The organism is Aeromonas media (assembly GCF_020423125.1).
Classification (GTDB): domain Bacteria; phylum Pseudomonadota; class Gammaproteobacteria; order Enterobacterales; family Aeromonadaceae; genus Aeromonas; species Aeromonas media.
The window spans coordinates 702,478-720,490 of sequence record NZ_CP075564.1; the positions used below are offsets into that span (position 1 = coordinate 702,478).

Sequence of the window (18,013 nt, forward strand, 5' to 3'; positions counted from 1 at the left end):
GCAACAATCCTGCACGGTGGCGCAGCAATCCCGAGAACCCGGCAGTGTCATTTCTGCCCGGCAAGCATGACGAGGAGTCAGTATGAGCAGCAACAATCCCGAGCAATGGCGCAGTAAATTGAGTGCCGAGCAGTTTCACGTCTGCTGGGAGAAGGGCACAGAGCGCCCATACAGCGGCGCCCTGCTGCACAATCGCAAGAGCGGTGACTACCTGTGCGTCTGCTGCAAGAGCGTACTGTTCCATGCGGATGCCAAGTTTGACGCCGGCTGCGGCTGGCCCTCGTTCGATCGGGCCATCGAGGGGACTGTGACCTACACAGAGGATCGCAGCCACGGCATGGCAAGGGTGGAGATCACCTGCAGCCAGTGCTGCTCCCACCTGGGTCACGTCTTCCCGGACGGGCCGACCGAGACCGGCCAGCGCTACTGCGTCAACAGCCTGAGCCTGGAGTTCGAGCCCACCCCCGACCCCTGAGATCCCCAGACCATGAAAAATGGCGCCTCCGCGAGCGGGGGCGCCATTTTTTTATGGGACCTGCGTCGGGCCCTCAGCTTGGCAGCAGGCTGGCCCCCACCAGCAGGGCGGCGAGTGCCAGTATGGGCAGCTTCTGCACGCGCAGCAGGTAGAAGCCGATGGCGGCCAGCGCCAGATCGGTCGGGGCCAGCACGGCGCTCTGCCACACAGGTTGATAGAGGGCGGCCAGCAACAGCCCCACCACGGCGGCATTGATGCCGGCCACGGCGCCGGCCAGCCTGGGGTGGGCCAGCCAGCGTTGCCAGCAGGGGCCCATGGCCCACAGCAGCAAAAAGCCCGGCAAAAATAGTGCGAGCGTTGCCAACAGGGCACCCGCCAGCGGCGCGGCAGGCAACAGCTGGGCGCCGAGGTAGCTGGCCAGGGTGAACATGGGGCCGGGCACCAGCTGGGCCAGGCTGTAGCCGGTCAGGAACTGCTGCTCGCTGAGGCTGTGACCCACGCTCTCCTGCAACAGGGGCAGCACCACGTGGCCACCGCCGAACACCAGGCTGCCCGCCCGATAGAAGTCGGCGATCAGCTGGCTGGCGGGGCCCTGGGCCAGCAGCGGCAGGCCGACAAACAGCAGGGCAAACAGCAGCAGGGTCGGCCAGTGGGGCTGGCGAGCCTGATCCTCTGAGGGGGCCTGCGTCGACACGCGCGGCTCACGGTAGGCGCAGAGCAGGGCCGCCCCCAAAAGCATTCCCAGCTGGGTCAGCAGGCCGGGCTGCCACCAGAGGGCGGCGGCGGTCACCACCATGACGCCCTGTTGCTGCGCCGACTTGCAGAACTGGCGGCTCATGGTGAGCACCGCATCCGCGACCACCACCAGCGCCAGCAGCTTGAGGCCGTGCAGGGCCCCATCCAGCCAGAGGTTGTTGGTGAGTTGCCCAAGGCCGATGGCGGCGGCCAGCAACAGCAGGAAGGAGGGCAGGGTGAAGCCGGCAAAGGCGGCCAGCGCTCCCCCAAGGCCCGCCCGCTGGCGGCCGATGGCAAAGCCGAGCTGGCTGGAGGCGGGGCCCGGCAACAGCTGGCACAGGGCCAGCAGCTGGGCAAACTCGGCCTGACTGAGCCAGCCCAGGCGCTGGACGAAGGTGCGCTGGAAGTAGCCGATATGGGCGGCCGGCCCGCCGAAGCTGATGCAGCCGAGCCACAGAAATTGAAGGAATACCTGTCCCACCACCCACTCCCCGTCGTCATCGTTGATGGCTAGGGATGATATGACAAATCGATGACTTTTTTATGACAATTCGGGCCGGTGTGGCCGAGGCAGATAGCAGCGCCGCGCCAGCCAGCAGGTGATGGGGATTAGGTCGGCTGGCACGGCTGTGGCTGGGGCAGATAGCAACGACCGGCCAGCCAGCAGGCGATGGTGATTAGGTCGGCTGGCCCGGTTGAGGCAGATAGCAGCGCCGCGCCAGCCAGCAGGTGATGGGGATTAGGTCGGCTGGCCCGGCTGAGGCAAGTAACAGCGTCCCGCCAGCCAGCAGGCGATGGGGATTAGGTCGGCTGGCCCGGCTGTGGCTGCGGCAGATAGCAGCGTCCCGCCAGCCAGCTGGCGATGGTGATTAGGTCGGCTGGCACGGCTGTGGCTGGGGCAGATAGCAACGACCGGCCAGCCAGCAGGCGATAGACTGACGGCTGGCATCGAAGTGGGGCTCCGGCAGCGCGCGGGGATCGCACCAGACCCAGCCCTCGCACTTGTCCGGCTCCAGCAGTTGCGGCTCTCCTTCTACCTCGGCCTGCAGGGTGACCGAGATGTAGTGCAGCCCGCTCTCGCGCCAGGTCTCCAGGTTGTTGGTGACGGCGATGACCCTGGGGTTGGTGATGAGAAAACCAGTCTCTTCGGCCACCTCCCGGATCGCCGCCGACTCGAAGCTCTCGCCAAGCTCCAGGTGGCCGCCGGCGATGGACCAGTAGGGGGCGTGGCTGCCCTTGCGCTTGCCAAGCAGCACCTGGCCCTGGTGGTTGACGAGGATGACACCGACCCCGACGCGGGGATAGGGGGTGGACATATGCGAGGCTCCTGGCTGACACGGCGGATTGCACCATAAAAAACGGGCCCACCTTAGGGCGGATGGGCCCGTCATGCAAGCAGTCTGCGGCGCCAGGCACCAGCTCTGCTGATCACTCCAGCTTGACCAGCATCTTGCCGGTGTTGCGGCCCTCGAACAGCCCGATAAAGGCCTGCGGCATGCTGGCCAGCCCCTCGCTGATGGTCTCCTCGGCCTGCAGGGCGCCGGCCTCGAAGGCGGGGATGGCCTCGGCCAGGAACTCCTCGTAGTGCTGCCAGTGATCGGAGACCAGCAGCCCCTGCATCAGGAGGCGCTTGCGGATCATCTGGGCGAGGTTGCGCGGCCCGCTCCCCTGACCGTTGCTGTTGTACTGCTCGATGAGGCCGCACAGCACGATGCGCCCGTGCAGCGCCATGTGGTTGAGGGCCGCGTCCAGCATGGCGCCTCCCACGTTCTCGAAGTAGACCTGAATGCCTTCCGGGGCGAGGCGGGCCAGCTCGGCGTCGAGATCCGGCGTCTCCCTGTAGTTGATCACCGCATCGGCCCCCAGCGTCTTCAAGTAGGCGACCTTGTCGGCGGATCCGGTGGAGCCGATCACCCGGGCACCGGCCCGCTTGGCGAGCTGCACCGCCATGGTGCCGACCGCGCCCGAGGCGGCCGAGACCAGCAGGGTCTCACCGGCCTGCAGCCGGGCGACCTTGTGCAAGCCCGCCCAGGCGGTCATACCCGGCATGCCGAGGGCGCCGAGGAAACGCTGGGGCGGCAGCGCCGTGGCGGGCAGCCGGGTCAGCTGTTCCCCCTTGGCGACGAAGGCATCCCGCCAGCCCAGCATGCTGCTCACCTGGTCACCCACCTTGAAATCGGGGTGACGGGAGGCCTGCACAGTGCCGATGGCGCCGCCGTCGAGGGGGCCGTTCAGGGGGAAGGGGGGCACATAGCTCTTGGCCTCGCTCATGCGACCACGCATGTAAGGGTCCACCGACAGCCACTGGTTGGCCACCTGCACCTCCCCCTCCTGCAGCGCGGGCAAGGGCACCTCCTTCAAGACGAAGTCGCTCTGGGCGGGCAGGCCGGTCGGGCGACGGAGCAGTTGGATCTGATGGCTGATCGGGTTCATGGGGTTTCCTCCAATGGGGTGCCGTTGAGTGAGAGATGGGTGATGACATTGCCCCGCATGGCGTTGGAGAAGGGGCAGGTCTGGTGCGCCAGGCGCACCACCTGTTCAGCCTGCTCCCCGGCCAGCGTCACGTCCAGTACGATGGCAAAATTGAAGCGGCCATCGGCCAGGGCCAGCAGCTCGACGCTCGCCTCGACCGGCGCCGTGGCCAGGGGCGTGCCGAGCTGCTTGGCCACGTGGAGCAGCGCATTGGAGAAGCAGGCGGCATAGCCGGCGGCCAGCAACTGCTCCGGGTTGTTGCCCTGGCCGTTGCCGCCGAGGGCGGTCGGCAGGGCCAGCGCCAGTTGCAGGCTGTGGTCCAGGGTGTGGACTTCGCCGTTGCGGCCCGCCTGGGCCCTGGCCTGGGTGCGATAGAGTGTCTTCATGGGGCAGATCCTGATTTGTTTTGTGTGCAAACTAAAGTCAGGTTAATCCCGAAACGGCGGGGTGGCAACTGTTTTGCGTGCAAATTATTCAGCCCTCAGTTGTCCTGGGGTATACTGGCCCCAGTCGTCAGCGAGGTGCCCCATGAGTGAATTGAAAAAGCAGGTCTGTTTTGCCCTCTACAGCGCCTCCAATGCAGTGATGCGCGCCTATCGGCCGCTCCTGGACAAGCTGGATCTGACCTACACCCAGTACCTGGTGATGCTGTCGCTCTGGGCGCGGGACGAGGTCAGCCTCAAGGAGATCGGCCAGGAGACCGGCCTGGACGCGGGTACCCTGACCCCCATCGTCAAGCGGCTGGAGAGCAAGGGCTGGCTGACCCGCACCGTCTCACACGAAGACGAGCGGCAAAAATGCATCCGCCTGACCGAAGCGGGGCGCGAGCTGCAGCAGGGGGTCAGGGAGTGCTGTCTGGCAGACAACTTGCGCAATCAGGTGGATCTGGCCGATGCTGAGTTGGCCGAGCTCAAGCGACTCTGCGATCGCGTAGCGGCGCAGCTCGGGCGCTGAATCCTCTTCCCCTTGCCTGGAGTCATCCGATGAAACCCTGGTTACCCCTGTGTGTTCTGCTGCTCGGTGGCTGCGCCGGCAGCACCCATTCCCCGTCCGAGTTGCGGATCGATGATGCGGATGCCTGGCAGGCCCTCTGCAAGGATGGCGTGCGGGTCAGGGCCATCAACGAGGAGGGGATCTGCGCGGATCACCGCGGCGTGGCCATGTGGACGAATAAGCCAAGGGCGGTTCGAATGACAGAGGAAGCCGCCAAATAGTGTGATCCAGGCACCATAAAATGACACAACCGGCCCATTGGCCGGTTTTTTTTCGCGATCTCGCCTGCACTTTGCGGCCTTGTTCATGGTGTGCTCATGGTTCCCTTTCCATACTGGCCTCACAGTTTCATGAGAGGAGAGAGAGATGCAGTCATCCATCGTCGGGCTCTCCATTCTGTGGGGGCTGGCCAGTTTTGGTGTTCAGGGGGATTTCATCGAGAGCCGTGATTCCGTTGCGCCGTCCTGGCAAGCCGAGTCCAGAGTGGAGATGGAAGGTTATCTGATTGAGTCGCTCGGCGAAGATCGCTGGGTGTTCGACAACGGCAGTGAGAGTCTGCTGGTCTCCCTGCCCGAGGGGCAGTGGGTGTCAGAAGGCGAGCGGTTGCGACTGAGTGGTGAACCCCAGCAGGAGCAGGCCGGTTGGCTGTTGCAGGTGCAGGATGTCAGCCAGGTCGGCGTCTGACCCGGCCAGTTCTCGGTGACACAAGATACAAAGAGGAGGCCAGTGCCTCCTCTTGCTGTTTGTGCCCCGGGCCCTCAGCCCAGATGCCCAGTAGTTTGCCCTGGTGCCGGGCTGTCAGTCCAGGTGCCGGGCTATTAGCCCAGGTGATTGAGGGGCAGCGCCGTCTTGTGCTTGATGCGGCGCAGCACGAAGCTGGAGCGTACCCCGGTCACGCCGGAGATGTGGGTCAGCTTGTCCAGCAGGAAGTGCTGGTAGTGCTCCATGTCCCGCACCACTACCTTGAGCTGGTAGTCGGCGTCGTTGCCGGTGATGAGGTCGCATTCCAGCACCTCGGGCAGATCCTGGATGGCCCGATCGAAGTTTTCGAACCGCTCAGGGGTGTGTCTGTCCATGGAGATGTGAATGTAGGCGGTGAGGGTGAGCCCTAGCTGACGGGCATTGAGCAGGGTGACGTGGGTATCGATGAGACCGGCATCCTCCAGCGCCTTGACCCGGCGCGAGCAGGGAGAGGGGGAGAGCCCGACCAGTTCGGCCAGCTCCAGGTTGCTGATGCGGCCATTCTCCTGCATCAACTCCAGAATATGCCTGTCTATGCGATCAAGTTTCAGCATTCTCCGTTCCTCGTTGCAATTATTAATTCACTTTTCCTAGATTAAGGGTGAACTATTGCAAAAACAACTGAAAATACCTACTACTTCACAACCACTCACCGCACCGGTAGGGGTACCATGGTTTCATCTTCCGGTGGCAAGACAGATGTCCAATCAGGCCTCTGTGGTGAAGGACCTTACCGGGTCAACAACCCCATCAGCCGTCCGACCTTATCGGGAAACGACGGGCTGGAACGAGAGCATCCCCTCCCCGAAGGCAACAAAGCAGGCATCCCGGCGCCTGCTTTGTTGTTTTTGCGCGCCGGCATCCTCAGGCATGCGGCGGCCGGATGCGATAGAGGCAGCGTCTGTCCCCCTCAAGCAGGTACTGTTCCCGCTCCACCCCGGCCGGTGCCAGCAACTGGCGAAACAGCGCCAGCTCGCTCCTGCAAAAGCCCCGGCAGGCCCGCGCCGCCGCGCAGATGGGGCAGTGGCTCTCCCACAGCAGCCAGCTGCCATCCTCCTCCTGGCGAAAATCCGCCATATAGCCCTCTCGCGTACGCTGCGCCGTCAGTGCCGCCAGCCTGCCGGCCAGCGCCGGCTGGGTCAGCTCGGCCTGATAACGGGCCAGCTGTTGCTGCTCCCGCTGGGCGATCAGCCGCTCCATGCCCACCTCGCCAAACAGCTGCTGGATGTTGTCGATAAGCTGCAGCGTCAGCTCGCTGTGGCTATCGGGGAAGCGCTGCCAGGCCTGCTCGGTCAGGTGCCAGAGCCGTACCGGTCGACCGCGGCCCCGCGCCTCGTCGCTAAAGCCCACCCAGCCGTCAGCCTCCAGCGCCGTCAGATGCTGGCGGGCGCCCATGGAGGTCATCTGCAGCTGCTCCCCCAGCGCGGCGGCACTCTGGGGGCCGTGAGTCTTAAGCAGGTAGAGGATCTTGTCGGTACTGGCGTTCATGGGGTGGATCTCGTTGTCGACAGGCGTTCGCTGCGGGAAAGCCAGGGCGGCACTGGCGTTGATAGGGTCATTATGGGCAGCGGCCTCATTTAAATCAATAATTCACTTTACTTAATGCCGTTCCCTTCGCAGTATAAATAAATCAATAACTTTATTTAATGAGGCAAAGATGGAAGGGATCAAGGGACAGGCAACCCTCTGGGTATTGGTGATGACGGTGACCCTGGCGGTGGCGGGCTTCAGCCTGCCCTCGCCGGTGCTGGCGCCACTGATGCTGGATCCGGCCCAGGGCATGTTGACCCCGGAGGCGTCTGACTGGAGCCGCAAGGTGTGGCTCGGGGTCATCATGGGGCTCTATCCGCTGTTTCAACTGCTGGGGGCCCCCTGGCTGGGCAAGCTGTCGGATCGCCATGGCCGCAAGCCGGTGCTGACCCTCTGCCTGATCGGGGTGCTGGCGGGTTATGTGCTGATGGCCCTGGGGATCGCCTGGCGCTCCCTGCCGCTCTTGCTGCTGAGCCGGGTGGTGGAGGGCTTCTTCAACGGCGACATCGCCATCGTGCAGGCGATGGCGGCGGACATGAGCACCACCAGAACCAAGGCGCGCAACTTCGCTCGCATCAACATCGGCATGAACCTGGGCTGGGTGCTGGGCCCCATGATCGGCGGCTATGCGGCCGTGGTGTCCGGGGATTACAGCCTGGCGGCCTGGCTGGCGGTGGCCATGACGGTGGTAAATCTGCTGCTGGTGCTCTGGCTGCTGCCCAATCGGCCCCCGGTGCCCGCCGAGCAAGAGCTGGCCTCCCTCTCGACCCGCCAACTGTTGTTGCAGCCTCGCCTGCTGCCCTACTTCGCGCTGACCCTGGTCAGCTACGGGGCGGTGCAGCTCTACTTCACCTACTTCAACGTCTGGTTGGTGGAGCGGCTTTCCTGGGATCCGGTGCAGCTGGCGCAGGCCGCCGTGCTGGTGAGCGTGCCCATGATGCTGGGTTCCTGGCTCGGGGCGCAACTTGCCCGACACTGGCGTGGCAGTTCCCTTGGCATAGTCGGACATCTGGTGATGGCGGCGGGCATGCTGATGTTCATTCTGCCGACCCAGTGGTGGGGGCTGGCGCTCACCTTCATTCCGGCCGGCATCGGCATGAGCCTGGGGGAGCTCGCCACCTCGGTGGCCATCTCCAATCGCAGCCATGCCAGCCAGCAGGGGCAGGCGATGGGGATCTACCGCGGCCTGGCGGTGGGCAGCGAGATCCTGGCGGTGGTGCTCGGCAGCCTGGCGCTGCTGGCAGGCACCGAGTGGCCCTTCTATCTGGCGGCCCTGTGCGGCCTGATCTGCGCCCTCGGCTTCTACGGGCTGCGCAGGCGGGCAGACAGACAAGCTGCCGTGGCCGCCTGTGCCGAACCGGGCTGAGGCGGCTGGATCACAGATTGGCGCCGGGGTGGCAGGCGGGGCTTGCATCCCGGCGCCGAGTTTGGGACGGTATGGCTCTTTGTCCCCTTTTACCCCGTCGCCCGGCGAACCTGGCCAGCACAGGCCTTCATATGCGCCCCGCGATGCCCAGTCCTGAGAGGTGATATGAATCATTATCAAGCCATTGCACTGGACGCGGGATTGTACGGTGCCGCATTCGTTTCGACATTCCTGGAGGTGATATGAGTCGTTTTCAGGCCATTGCTTTGGATATGGACGGTACCCTGCTGACCCGGGATCACAAGATCTCGTCCGCGACCCGGGCCGCCCTGGCCCAGGCCCGCGCCCACGGCATCAAGGTGCTGCTGGTGACGGGCCGCCACTTCATGACGGCTCGGCCCTTCCATCACGAGCTGGCCCTCGACACCCCCCTCATCTGCAGCAACGGCGCCTACCTCTATGATCCGGCGCAAGGCAGGATCCTGGCCGGGGATCCCCTGGCGGTGGCGCCGCTCACCGCCCTGCTCGCCGAGGTGCAGGCGCAGCAGATGGGCGCCCTGTTCCACCTCGACGAAGGCATAGGCTATCTCGGCTGCGAGGAGCATGTGGGCCGGATCACCTCAAGGTCTCCCTGCTGCCGGCGGAGGATATCGACAGCTGGCTGCAAAAGCCCATCTGGAAGCTGGAGCTGTTCAATCAGGATCCGGGCCGACTGCACCGCTTCGTGGGGGAGGTGGTGCAGCACCTGCCCTTCACCCAGTATTGGGCGGCGCCCTATGCGGTGGAGCTGGTGCACCCTGGCTGCAGCAAGGGCAACCGGCTGGCCCAGTGGGCGGCGAGGGAGGGCATAGCGATGGAGAACGTGGTGGCCTTTGGGGACAACAACAACGACATCAGCATGTTCGAGCAGGTAGGGCTGGCGGTGGCCATGGGCAACGCGGCGCCCCAGATCCAGGCCCATGCGGACAGGGTCACCGCGGATCACAACGAAGACGGCATAGCGCTGGCGCTGCAGCGCTGGGTCCTGCCCTCCTGAGGGGCAACAGAAAGGGGCCAGCGCGGCCCCTTGTTGCTCAGCTCCCGAAGGAGAACTGGATCACCCGATCCGGGAAGCGGATCCGGTTGTAGTCACGGCGTACCCCCTCGTAGTGGCGGATGGCGCGCTCGCGCTGGGCCCGGTAGTAGTCCCGCTGCTTGCTGTCGCTCTCGCCCCGGATCTGCTGATCCAGCTGATAGATGGTCCGCTCGGTGCGCTCCAGCTCCTGTTGCAGTTCGCCGAGGCGCTGCTCAAGCAGGAACTCCTTGCGGCCGCGTTCGAACTGGGTGAGGAAGCTGGTGTCGTTGGGGCAGACTCCCAGGTATTCGTTCCCCTCCCGCCCCTTGCTGTAGGCGAGCTCCGGGATGCAGTAGAGCTCGAGCCCCTTGGCGTAGCCGCGCTGCCACTCGTCTTCGTCCACCCTGAGGCCGTACTCCCCGCAGGTCTGCTTGTAGTCACGGGTGGCGGTCCGGGTCTTGCCCTGCTCCCCGTCCTGATAACCCTGGTTGTACCAGCTCATGGCGCGGCACTCCTCCTCCGACAGGGAGCTGCACCCGGCGAGCAGCAGGGGGAGGGTCAACAGCAGGATCTTGGGGGACATGAAGGGGCTCCGACAGCAAGGATGGTGGGGCATTCTAGAAGAGGAAGCCCGCCTGGGACAAGCACCCGGTACCAGGCTGATTTCATGATGTTTTTATCAGTACTTTCAAGCCGTTGCGAACGGGCCTCCGGCGACCTTTTCTTGCCGGGGGAGGCAGGGTAAACTGCGCCTACTTTTAACTGGCACGTAACAAAAACAATGAAAGTCCTGACCGTCGATTATCGCTCCCCCGACGCGGCCGAGCGCTTCACCGAATCCCTGCGCACCACCGGCTTCGGGGTGCTGACCCACCACCCTATCCCGAAGGAGCTGGTGCAGTCCATCTATGACAACTGGTATCGCTTCTTCATGAGCGAGCAGAAGCAGGCGTTCCTGTTCAACCGCGAGACCCAGGACGGCTACTTCCCGCCCTCGGTGTCCGAGGTGGCCAAGGGCAATAGCCAGAAGGACATCAAGGAGTACTTCCACCTCTACCCCTGGGGCCAGATGCCGGAAGAGCTGAGGGCGCAGGCGATGGAGTACTACCGCCTCGCCAACGATCTCGCCGCCGAGCTGCTCTCCTGGGTGGAGCAATACACCCCGGCGGACATCGCCGCCCACTACAGCTGCCCGCTCTCCTCCATGATCGAAGAGAGCCAGAAGACCCTGCTGCGGGTGCTGCACTATCCGCCGTTCGACGGCACCGAAGAGCCGGGGGCCATCCGCGCCGCGGCCCATGAAGACATCAACCTGCTGACCATACTGCCCGCCGCGAGCGAGCCCGGCCTGCAGGTGAAGGGCTCCGACGGGGAGTGGATGGACGTGCCCTGCGACTTTGGCACCCTCATCATCAACATAGGTGACATGCTGCAGGAGGCCTCCCGTGGCTATTACCCCTCCACCACCCACCGCGTCATCAACCCGACCGGCGGCAGTGCCGCCAAGTCCCGCATCTCCTTGCCGCTGTTCCTGCACCCGCGACCGGACGTGGTGCTCTCCGAGCGCCACACCGCCCACAGCTACCTGATGGAGCGGCTGCGGGAGCTGGGAGTCATCTAGTCCCGGCACCGCCAGCGTCAAAACCGGAGCAAACTCGCTTCGGTTTTTTATTTTGTGGCACAGTTGGTTGGTTATCCGAATTTTATTGGTTAATGATGCTAAAAACTGAGTTTTGTAACGGATATACGCCGAGTGATTGCGCGCCCCCGGGCGTACTCTGAGCGCCATTCCGGGCCCCGCTGGCGGGCCCCTCGATTGGAGTTCTCATGAAGCAGTCCCAATGGTCATCCCGGCTCGGTTACATCCTGGCCGCCGCAGGTTCGGCGGTCGGTCTCGGCGCCATCTGGAAGTTCCCCTATGTGACCGCCGCCAACGGTGGCGGCGCCTTCCTGCTGGTGTTCCTGCTGTTCAGCTTCACCCTGGGGGTGGCGGTGCTGATGGGGGAGACGTTGCTCGGCAGCCTGACCCGGCGCGGGGTGGTGGGGGCCTTCGGTGAACTGATGGGCAAGCGCTGGCGCTGGGTCGGCGCCATGGGTTTGCTGTGCAGCCTGCTCATCTTCAGCTTCTACAGCGTGGTGGGGGGCTGGACCCTGGGTTACACCGGCATGGCGCTGGCGGGGGAGTTGCAACAGGGGGACGGCGCGGCGCTGACCGCCCGCTTCAACGACTACGTCGGTGATCCGCTCTGGCCGGTGATGACCCACCTGCTGTTCGCCGCCCTCACCTGGTGGTTCGTGCAGGGCGGGGTGCAGAAGGGGGTGGAGCGCACCCTGCGCTGGATGATGCCGGCCCTCTTCATCATGATCCTGCTGCTGGTGGCCTTCGGTCTCACCCTGCCCAATGCTATGGCCGGGGTGCGCCACTTCCTGATGCCTGACTTCAGCAAGCTCGGCATGTCCGGGGTGCTTGACGCCATGGGGCTGGCCTTCTTCTCCCTCTCCATTGGCCTGGGCATCCACACCACCTATGGCGCCTACCTGCCCTCCAGCGAAGGGGTGGGCCGCTCCAGCCTCTGGGTGGTGTTGCTGGCGAGCCTGATCGCCGTGCTGGCGGGCTTGATGATCTTCCCTGTGCTGGCGGCGACCGATATCGATCCCGCCTCAGGGCCCGGCCTCACCTTCATGACCATGCCGGCGGTGTTCCAGCAACTGCCCTTCGGCCAGGGGCTGGCGGTGGTCTTCTTCGCCCTGCTGGTAGTGGCGGCGCTCTCCTCGGCCATCTCCCTGCTGGAGCACCTGCAGTGCTTCGTCTGCGAGAGCCTGGGCTGGTCGCGGCGGGCGGCCAGCAGCCTGATCACAGCCCTGGTGATGGCGGGGGGCATCCCGGTCAGCCTGTCGTTCGGCCCCTGGGGGGATCTGACCCTGTTTGGCAAGAACATCTTCGAGCTGCTGGACTTCATCACCTCCAACCTGCTGATGCCCCTGTTCGGGCTGGCACTCACCCTGCTGCTGGGCTGGCAGCTCGGTCGCCGGGCGCTGCCCACCGGGCTGGCACCGCACTGGCGCGCCCTGCTGATGGGCTGCTGGCGCTGGCTGGCTCCCTTGCTCATTGGCGGCATCCTGGTGCGGGGTCTGCTGTGATCTTCTGCCATTCGGGCGGGCCTTCGGGCCTGCCCGTGGTCCGGGCAGACAGAGGAACCTCGCCGGCAGGATTGACTGTCTCGAAAAATCCATGAAATAGAGGTTTATCAAAACTTTGATTCACAATGTGGCCATTAAGTTGATAAATATTCTGTTTTGTGGGCAGGAATGGACTCTTGGCTGTCAACTTCTCTTGCCGTGGTTTAGGCTGTGGCTCCTTTTTCGCGTCCAGGTCACCCACCGCATGTCACCCCTCATCGCCCTTGTTGGTCGATTTTTCAGCTCGCAAGAGAGGTGACCCTGCACGCGCACTCAGTCTGAATGTTCATTGCAAAGGTCGCCCCCGGGCGGCCTTTTTGTTGCAGCCCAGTTGTTGCGACCCAGGTTGCACTTACCCATGGAGTATCGATTCGATGTTGTCTTCCCCGGAGGTTGTATGAGCCAGGTTCAGTGGTCTTCCCGTCTCGGTCATGTGCTGGCGGCGGCCGGCACGGCCATTGGCCTTGGCGCCATCTGGAAGTTTCCCTATGTGACCGCCACCAATGGCGGCGGCGCCTTCCTGCTGGTGTTTCTGCTGTTCAGCTTCACCCTGGGGGTCGCGGTGCTGGTGGGTGAGACCCTGCTCGGCAGCCGCAGCCAGCGCGGGGTGCTCGGCGCCTTTCATCGGCTGGTGGGGCCGAACTGGCGCTGGATGGGCTACATGGGGATCCTCTGCGGCTTCTTCATCTACAGCTTCTACAGCGTGGTGGGGGGCTGGACCGTGGGCTATGCGGCGCTGGCTGTGGCGGGCAAGCTCAACCTGAGCGAGGGCTCGGCGCTGACCGCCCTGTTCAACGGCTACGTCAGCCATCCCTGGTGGCCTGTGCTGACTCATCTGGTCTTCGCCGGGCTCACCTGGTGGTTCGTGCAGGGGGGCATTCAGAAGGGAGTGGAGCGGGCGCTGCGCTGGATGATGCCGGCGCTCTTCATCATGATGCTGCTGCTGGTGGGGGTGGGTCTCTCCATGCCAGGGGCCATGGCCGGGGTGCGCCAGCTGCTGCTGCCGGACTTCTCCATGCTGACCGGCCAGAGCGTGCTGGATGCCCTGGGGCTGGCCTTCTTCTCCCTCTCCATTGGCCTCGGGGTACACACCACCTATGGCGCCTATCTGCCCAATAGCGAAGGGGTGCTGCGCTCCGGGGTCTGGGTAGTGACCCTGGCGAGCCTTATCTCTGTGCTGGCGGGGCTGATGATCTTCCCGGCGCTGGCCTCCACCGGCATAGACCCCACAGCCGGCCCGGGTCTCACCTTCATGACCATGCCCGCCGTGTTCAGCCACCTGCCGTTCGGTCAGGGGCTGGGGGTAGTGTTCTTCCTGCTGCTGCTGGTGGCGGCGCTCTCCTCCTCCATCTCCATGCTGGAGCACCTGGTGCGCTTCACCTGCGAGGAGTGGGGCTGGTCGCGCCGTGGTGCCTGCCGGGTGCTGACCCTGCTCATCATGGCTTCCGGCATTCCGGTGAGCCTGTCGTTCGGTCCCTGGGCCGACTACACCCTGTTTGGCAAGACCATCTTCGACGTGCTGGACTACCTCACCTCCAACCTGATGATGCCGCTGTTCGGTCTGGTGTTGACCCTGCTGCTGGGCTGGCGGCTGGGGGATACCATACTGCCTGCCGGGTTGTCGCCGGCCCTGCGTCTGTGCCTGCTCTGGTGCTGGCGACTGGTGGCGCCGCTCTTGATCGCCGGTATTCTGGTGCGGGGTCTGCTCTAGCCGTTGTTCCGTTGTTCCGTGGAGGCGCTGGGGCTCCCGACCCTAGTGAGGTGTGAGAGGAGGAAGTTTGGGGGCCAGGTGAGAGCGGATCTGCCGCAGCGTCTCCTGATAGGCGTCGGCATGCTGCCCCAGAAACGCGGCGCTGTGGTTGAGGCGCCGCTCAAGCCGTTCAACCAGTTGGGCGACCCCGGGAGCCGGCATGCCGCTCGGCCAGCACAGTTGCAACAGCGTCAGCAGTTGCCAGGCATCCCCCGGCAGAGCGGGAAACTCCTCCAGCAGGGTCAAGCCATATTGGATTGCCACCTGATGCTGCCCGGCAGAGATGGCCTCTTGCCGCCCCTGGCGCAGAGAGGCCAGGCGCTGTTCGCGTTGCTCCAACTGCTGCCCGAGTTCGGTGATCACCAGCCTGAACAGCCGCTGGAGCAGTGGGGAGGGCGCCACCCTGGCCTGATGCTGGCTGAGCTGTGCCAGATAACGCCGGGCGTGCTGGGGCAGGCCGCAGAACTGGCTGACGGCAAAGCCGAGCAACTGGTTGAGGTGATGGTCCCGCGCCGCCTCTGGCGGATGTCTGGCCAGCAGCACCAGGGCCTCATCGAAGCGATAATCCAGGCCCAGCATCAGGGCTTGCAGCAGTGCGGCCTCGTGGTCACGCAGGGTCGTCGCCTGGCCGAGGCTGTCACACTCCTGGCGCAGCGTGGCTATCCTGGCCGCTGTCGGGTTGTGCCAGAGCACCGCCAGACTGGCGCTCAGGATGACATGCTCGATGGATATCCGGAATCTGTGCTCGGAAAAGAAACGCAGAGTGAGGCTTCTGGCCTGCTCCAGCGCCTTCCCCTCCTCTTTGAGCAGCAGTGCCAGAAGGATACCGACCTGGCGCCACTCCGGTTGCCAGGGGTACTTGTGCAGCAACTGCCCGAGCGCGGCCCAGGCCGGTTCCCATTGTGCTTCGTGTAGCAGGCAGGCGAGGGATAGCTCCTGATGAATGGCGGCAGGAAGTCGTGCCTGATTGCGAGCCAGATCCTTGCGGGCACTCTCCAGCCTGTTCAATCCGAGCAGGGCGAGGATCAACCCCTTGCGTGGCCACCAGGCGTCGTGTTCAGTGGTGCACATGGCGTAGTGCTGGGTGGCCTGGAAGTGATCCTGCTCCTGCAACAGCATGTATCCCTTGACCCTGTCTATCTGCGGCCCCAGCCCCTTGTGCCGCGAGTGCTGATAGAGCAGATCCTCGCATCGGGCACAGGCGTTGCGCCACTCCCTGAGGGCCATGGGCGTGGCCAGAGGCCGCGTCAGCTCGATCAGCATCAGCAATTCACGCAGGCTGTTGGTCAGTTGCTCCGTGGTGAAGGGGACGGGCAGGCGCAACGGGAAATAGAGGTCGGAAGGGGGGAATTGACCGGCGTCATCCTCCTCGCCCAGCAACCACAGCACGCAACCCGGCGCGAGCAGGCCCAGATAATGCGCCTCATGGAGCAGACGGATCCCGTCATGGGCCTGATGCTGATACTGGCGGCAGATGATGGCATCAAAGGCGTGCTGGCCGAGGAGGGCGGGCAGGGTCGCGAGCTCCTTGCAATGGCGCAGTTGGGATGCGTTCACCCCCAGCTCGCCGAGCCCCTGGGAGAGGGCCGAGCTGATCATGGCATCGTCTTCGATCAGGAGGATCTGCATTCTTGACGCTCCTTCGCTGACTGGGATGTGGCCAGGCGTGTGAAAACCGGATTCAAAGATGGCCCCACTGTCGTCCGAGAGAGGCGACGGGGTCAATACCCCACTTGGGTCAGTGACAGGGCGCGTGGAAGATAAGCCGCCATAGGGCGGGGGTCTTCATCCGGTCAGGCCTTGCCGCAGGCCGGGATGAGGGCGGGACCCTACTGCAAACCGGGTCCCTTGGCCGAGAAGGGACAGTCGCGTTGGCGGATGAGCCGATTGCCCTGCTGCCCGTGCCCCTGCCAGGCTAGCTCGAGTTGGCCGAGACGACCTAGGTGGCGCAGCTCGAACTCGTAGCGCAGGCAGGGGTTGTCGGTGGGCAGCCGGGTCATGGACGCCGGCAGGCGGTAGTCATAGCGCAGCAGGGGGCCGTCCTGCAGCTGGCTCTGGGCGGGCACCAGGCCCTCCGCCGTGGGGGAGGGAGCACTCAGGTAGCGGCGCAGGGTCAGGGGGGCGTCGATGGCCCTCTGATAGTGGAGCCCGTTCATGGCGGCGAGCTCCTCCTCCAGCCGCTGCAACTCCCTCTCCAGCCCGCTCAGCGCCGCGCCCAGCTGCTGATGGCTGGGCGAGGCGCAGCCCCCCAGCAACAGGGTCATGAGCAGCAGGGCGGGGCGGACGGGCAGCATGGTCACTCCTTCGGGATCAGGGCCACAGACTATAGCAGGGGATTGGTGGGCGGCGTGCCCCGCAGCAGCCCGGCGAGGCGCTCCAGCCCCTCGGCGACGCGGGCGTCGGTGGCGGGCTGGCTCAGGCTCAGGCGTACCCCTTGCGGGGCGGCAAACTGGCCGGCGGCAAAGTGTTCTCCGCTCGCGACCCCGACGTCAAGAGCGTTGGCCGCCTCGGCGAACTCCTGACTGCGCCAGGGCTCGGGCAGCGGCAGCCAGGCGTGCATGGAACCCGGCTGCCAGCGGGCTCCCGGCAGCAGGTGGCGCAGCAGCTCCCCCCGACGTGCCAGGATTTTTCGCTGTTGTTCGATGAGCGGCATGATCTGGCGCTGGCTCACCAGCTTGCAGGCCAGCTCGATGAGCAGGGGGCTCACCATCCAGCTCGACAGCCGCATGGCCTGGGCGAAGCCGCTGCGAAGGGCGGGGGGAGTCAGCACGAAGCCGACCCTCAGGCCGCCGCAGGCGATCTTGGCCAGGCTGCCGAGGTAGATGACTCGCTCCGGCGCCAGGTTGACCAGGGGCGGGAACGAGACCTCGGGCAGCAGGCCGTTGACGTCGTCCTCGACGATCAGCAGATCATGGCGGCGGGCGATGGCAACCATCTCCTCCCGCCGAGCCAGGCTCATGGTGGCGGTGGTGGGATTCTGCAGGGTAGGGGTCAGGTAAAGCAGCTTGGCCCGCCGCTGGCGGCAGGCGGCCTCCAGGGCGGCGGGGATCAGCCCCTCCTCGTCCATCGCCAGCCCCATCACCTGATTCTTCAGCTGGCGCGCATTGCCCAGCATGCCGGGGTAGCTGAGCCCCTCGCAAAAGAGGGTCTCCCCCACGCAGCCTGTGGCCAGCAAGGCCAGCATGATGCCGTGCTGGGCGCCATGACTGAACAACAGCCTCTCCTCACTTCCCTGGATGCCCTGCTCGGCGAGCCAGTCGACGAACAGCTGGCGCTGTTCGGCACGTCCCGCCTCCTTGTCATAGCCGAGCAGGGCGTTGAGATCCCCGTCCGCCAGTTCGGTCAACATGGGCCTGATGATGGCGGCCCTGTCCAGCTGCACCGGCAGGTTCTGCCACAGCTCGATGCGCTGATTGTCCTCGTTGCGGATCACCCATTCGTTGGCGGGATCCGCCGCAGCCCTGACCCAGGTGCCATGACCCACCCTGGCCGCCAGCAGACCCCGTCGCTCGGCCTCGGTGTAGGCACGGGTGATGGTGCCCACAGTCACCCCCAGCCGGTCTGCAAGGGCCCTGTGGGTAGGTAGTCGGGTCTGGGGGGGCAGGATGCCATCGGCAATGGCCTGCTCGATGGCCTTGACCAGTTTCAGATAGAGAGGGCCTGCGAAGGGGGTGAGGTCGGGCGTCCAGATTGTCATGGTGACAATAAATCCATTGA

General features: G+C 64.9%; 18 protein-coding genes and 1 pseudogene. 9 read left to right on the forward strand and 10 right to left on the reverse strand.

What is annotated here, in order from left to right; genetic code table 11:
• Positions 1-82: 82 nt before the first annotated feature.
• Entirely contained in the window at positions 83-475 is a 393-nt protein-coding gene (gene msrB, locus KI797_RS03420; protein ID WP_226171428.1) for a peptide-methionine (R)-S-oxide reductase MsrB, read from the forward strand.
• Between the two features lie 73 nt (positions 476-548).
• Here msrB and chrA read toward each other — a convergent pair whose 3' ends face one another.
• The 4 genes from chrA to KI797_RS03440 all read right to left on the reverse strand — a co-directional run bounded on the left by chrA (position 549) and on the right by KI797_RS03440 (position 4,068).
• Complete coding sequence (gene chrA, locus KI797_RS03425) at positions 549-1,691, reverse strand: chromate efflux transporter (RefSeq protein ID WP_226171430.1); 1,143 nt, start codon at positions 1,689-1,691, stop codon at positions 549-551.
• Positions 1,692-2,079: 388 nt separating this feature from the next.
• Positions 2,080-2,526 carry a nucleotide triphosphate diphosphatase NUDT15 gene (locus KI797_RS03430; RefSeq protein WP_226171432.1) on the reverse strand — a complete coding sequence of 149 codons (447 nt, stop codon included), beginning with the start codon at positions 2,524-2,526 and terminating at the stop codon, positions 2,080-2,082.
• A 112-nt stretch (positions 2,527-2,638) separates the two neighbouring features.
• Positions 2,639-3,643, reverse strand: a complete 1,005-nt coding sequence (locus tag KI797_RS03435) for an NADP-dependent oxidoreductase (RefSeq protein WP_226171434.1) — start codon at positions 3,641-3,643, stop codon at positions 2,639-2,641.
• The gene (locus KI797_RS03440; RefSeq protein ID WP_226171435.1) at positions 3,640-4,068 is read right to left on the reverse strand and encodes an organic hydroperoxide resistance protein; all 429 of its coding nucleotides are present in this window, start codon (positions 4,066-4,068) and stop codon (positions 3,640-3,642) included. Before KI797_RS03440 ends, KI797_RS03435 begins: the two co-directional genes overlap by 4 nt.
• Positions 4,069-4,210: 142 nt before the next feature.
• On the opposite strand from KI797_RS03440, the gene KI797_RS03445 reads away from it, so the two are divergent.
• The 3 genes from KI797_RS03445 to KI797_RS03455 all read left to right on the forward strand — a co-directional run bounded on the left by KI797_RS03445 (position 4,211) and on the right by KI797_RS03455 (position 5,359).
• Complete coding sequence (locus KI797_RS03445) at positions 4,211-4,636, forward strand: MarR family winged helix-turn-helix transcriptional regulator (protein WP_043128402.1); 426 nt, start codon at positions 4,211-4,213, stop codon at positions 4,634-4,636.
• A gap of 29 nt (positions 4,637-4,665) precedes the next feature.
• On the forward strand, positions 4,666-4,896 hold the full coding sequence (locus KI797_RS03450) for a hypothetical protein (protein WP_226171437.1): 231 nt from the start codon (positions 4,666-4,668) through the stop codon (positions 4,894-4,896).
• 145 nt (positions 4,897-5,041) lie between these two features.
• Positions 5,042-5,359, forward strand: coding sequence for a single stranded DNA-binding domain-containing protein (locus KI797_RS03455; protein ID WP_005324594.1), 318 nt, complete (start codon positions 5,042-5,044; stop codon positions 5,357-5,359).
• Between the two features lie 134 nt (positions 5,360-5,493).
• Here KI797_RS03455 and KI797_RS03460 read toward each other — a convergent pair whose 3' ends face one another.
• Positions 5,494-5,970 carry an Lrp/AsnC family transcriptional regulator gene (locus KI797_RS03460; RefSeq protein WP_025325819.1) on the reverse strand — a complete coding sequence of 159 codons (477 nt, stop codon included), beginning with the start codon at positions 5,968-5,970 and terminating at the stop codon, positions 5,494-5,496.
• A gap of 310 nt (positions 5,971-6,280) precedes the next feature.
• Complete coding sequence (locus KI797_RS03465) at positions 6,281-6,904, reverse strand: helix-turn-helix transcriptional regulator (RefSeq protein ID WP_226171439.1); 624 nt, start codon at positions 6,902-6,904, stop codon at positions 6,281-6,283.
• Positions 6,905-7,073: 169 nt separating this feature from the next.
• On the opposite strand from KI797_RS03465, the gene KI797_RS03470 reads away from it, so the two are divergent.
• Together KI797_RS03470 and KI797_RS03475 are read left to right on the forward strand one after the other, a co-directional pair.
• Complete coding sequence (locus tag KI797_RS03470; RefSeq protein ID WP_226171441.1) at positions 7,074-8,312, forward strand: MFS transporter; 1,239 nt, start codon at positions 7,074-7,076, stop codon at positions 8,310-8,312.
• A 242-nt stretch (positions 8,313-8,554) separates the two neighbouring features.
• Positions 8,555-9,348, forward strand: a pseudogene (locus KI797_RS03475) (Cof-type HAD-IIB family hydrolase).
• A 37-nt stretch (positions 9,349-9,385) separates the two neighbouring features.
• On the opposite strand, the gene KI797_RS03480 reads toward KI797_RS03475, so the two are convergent.
• Positions 9,386-9,949, reverse strand: coding sequence for a DUF2799 domain-containing protein (locus KI797_RS03480; RefSeq protein WP_106884903.1), 564 nt, complete (start codon positions 9,947-9,949; stop codon positions 9,386-9,388).
• A 198-nt stretch (positions 9,950-10,147) separates the two neighbouring features.
• Between KI797_RS03480 and KI797_RS03485 the strand changes: the two genes are divergently transcribed.
• The 3 genes from KI797_RS03485 (at position 10,148) to KI797_RS03495 (ending at position 14,257) form a co-directional block, all read left to right on the forward strand.
• Positions 10,148-10,987 carry an isopenicillin N synthase family dioxygenase gene (locus tag KI797_RS03485; protein WP_171272590.1) on the forward strand — a complete coding sequence of 280 codons (840 nt, stop codon included), beginning with the start codon at positions 10,148-10,150 and terminating at the stop codon, positions 10,985-10,987.
• Positions 10,988-11,193: 206 nt separating this feature from the next.
• Positions 11,194-12,507: a sodium-dependent transporter gene (locus tag KI797_RS03490; RefSeq protein WP_226171442.1), complete on the forward strand. Its 1,314-nt coding sequence runs from the start codon at positions 11,194-11,196 to the stop codon at positions 12,505-12,507.
• Positions 12,508-12,943: 436 nt separating this feature from the next.
• Entirely contained in the window at positions 12,944-14,257 is a 1,314-nt protein-coding gene (locus KI797_RS03495) for a sodium-dependent transporter (RefSeq protein WP_226171444.1), read from the forward strand.
• 42 nt (positions 14,258-14,299) lie between these two features.
• On the opposite strand, the gene KI797_RS03500 is transcribed toward KI797_RS03495, so the two are convergent.
• The 3 genes from KI797_RS03500 to KI797_RS03510 all read right to left on the reverse strand — a co-directional run bounded on the left by KI797_RS03500 (position 14,300) and on the right by KI797_RS03510 (position 17,993).
• Positions 14,300-15,925 carry a response regulator gene (locus KI797_RS03500; protein ID WP_226171446.1) on the reverse strand — a complete coding sequence of 542 codons (1,626 nt, stop codon included), beginning with the start codon at positions 15,923-15,925 and terminating at the stop codon, positions 14,300-14,302.
• A 200-nt stretch (positions 15,926-16,125) separates the two neighbouring features.
• Positions 16,126-16,590 carry a hypothetical protein gene (locus tag KI797_RS03505; protein ID WP_226171448.1) on the reverse strand — a complete coding sequence of 155 codons (465 nt, stop codon included), beginning with the start codon at positions 16,588-16,590 and terminating at the stop codon, positions 16,126-16,128.
• 29 nt (positions 16,591-16,619) lie between these two features.
• On the reverse strand, positions 16,620-17,993 hold the full coding sequence (locus KI797_RS03510; protein WP_226171451.1) for an aminotransferase-like domain-containing protein: 1,374 nt from the start codon (positions 17,991-17,993) through the stop codon (positions 16,620-16,622).
• Between the last annotated feature and the right edge of the window lie 20 nt (positions 17,994-18,013).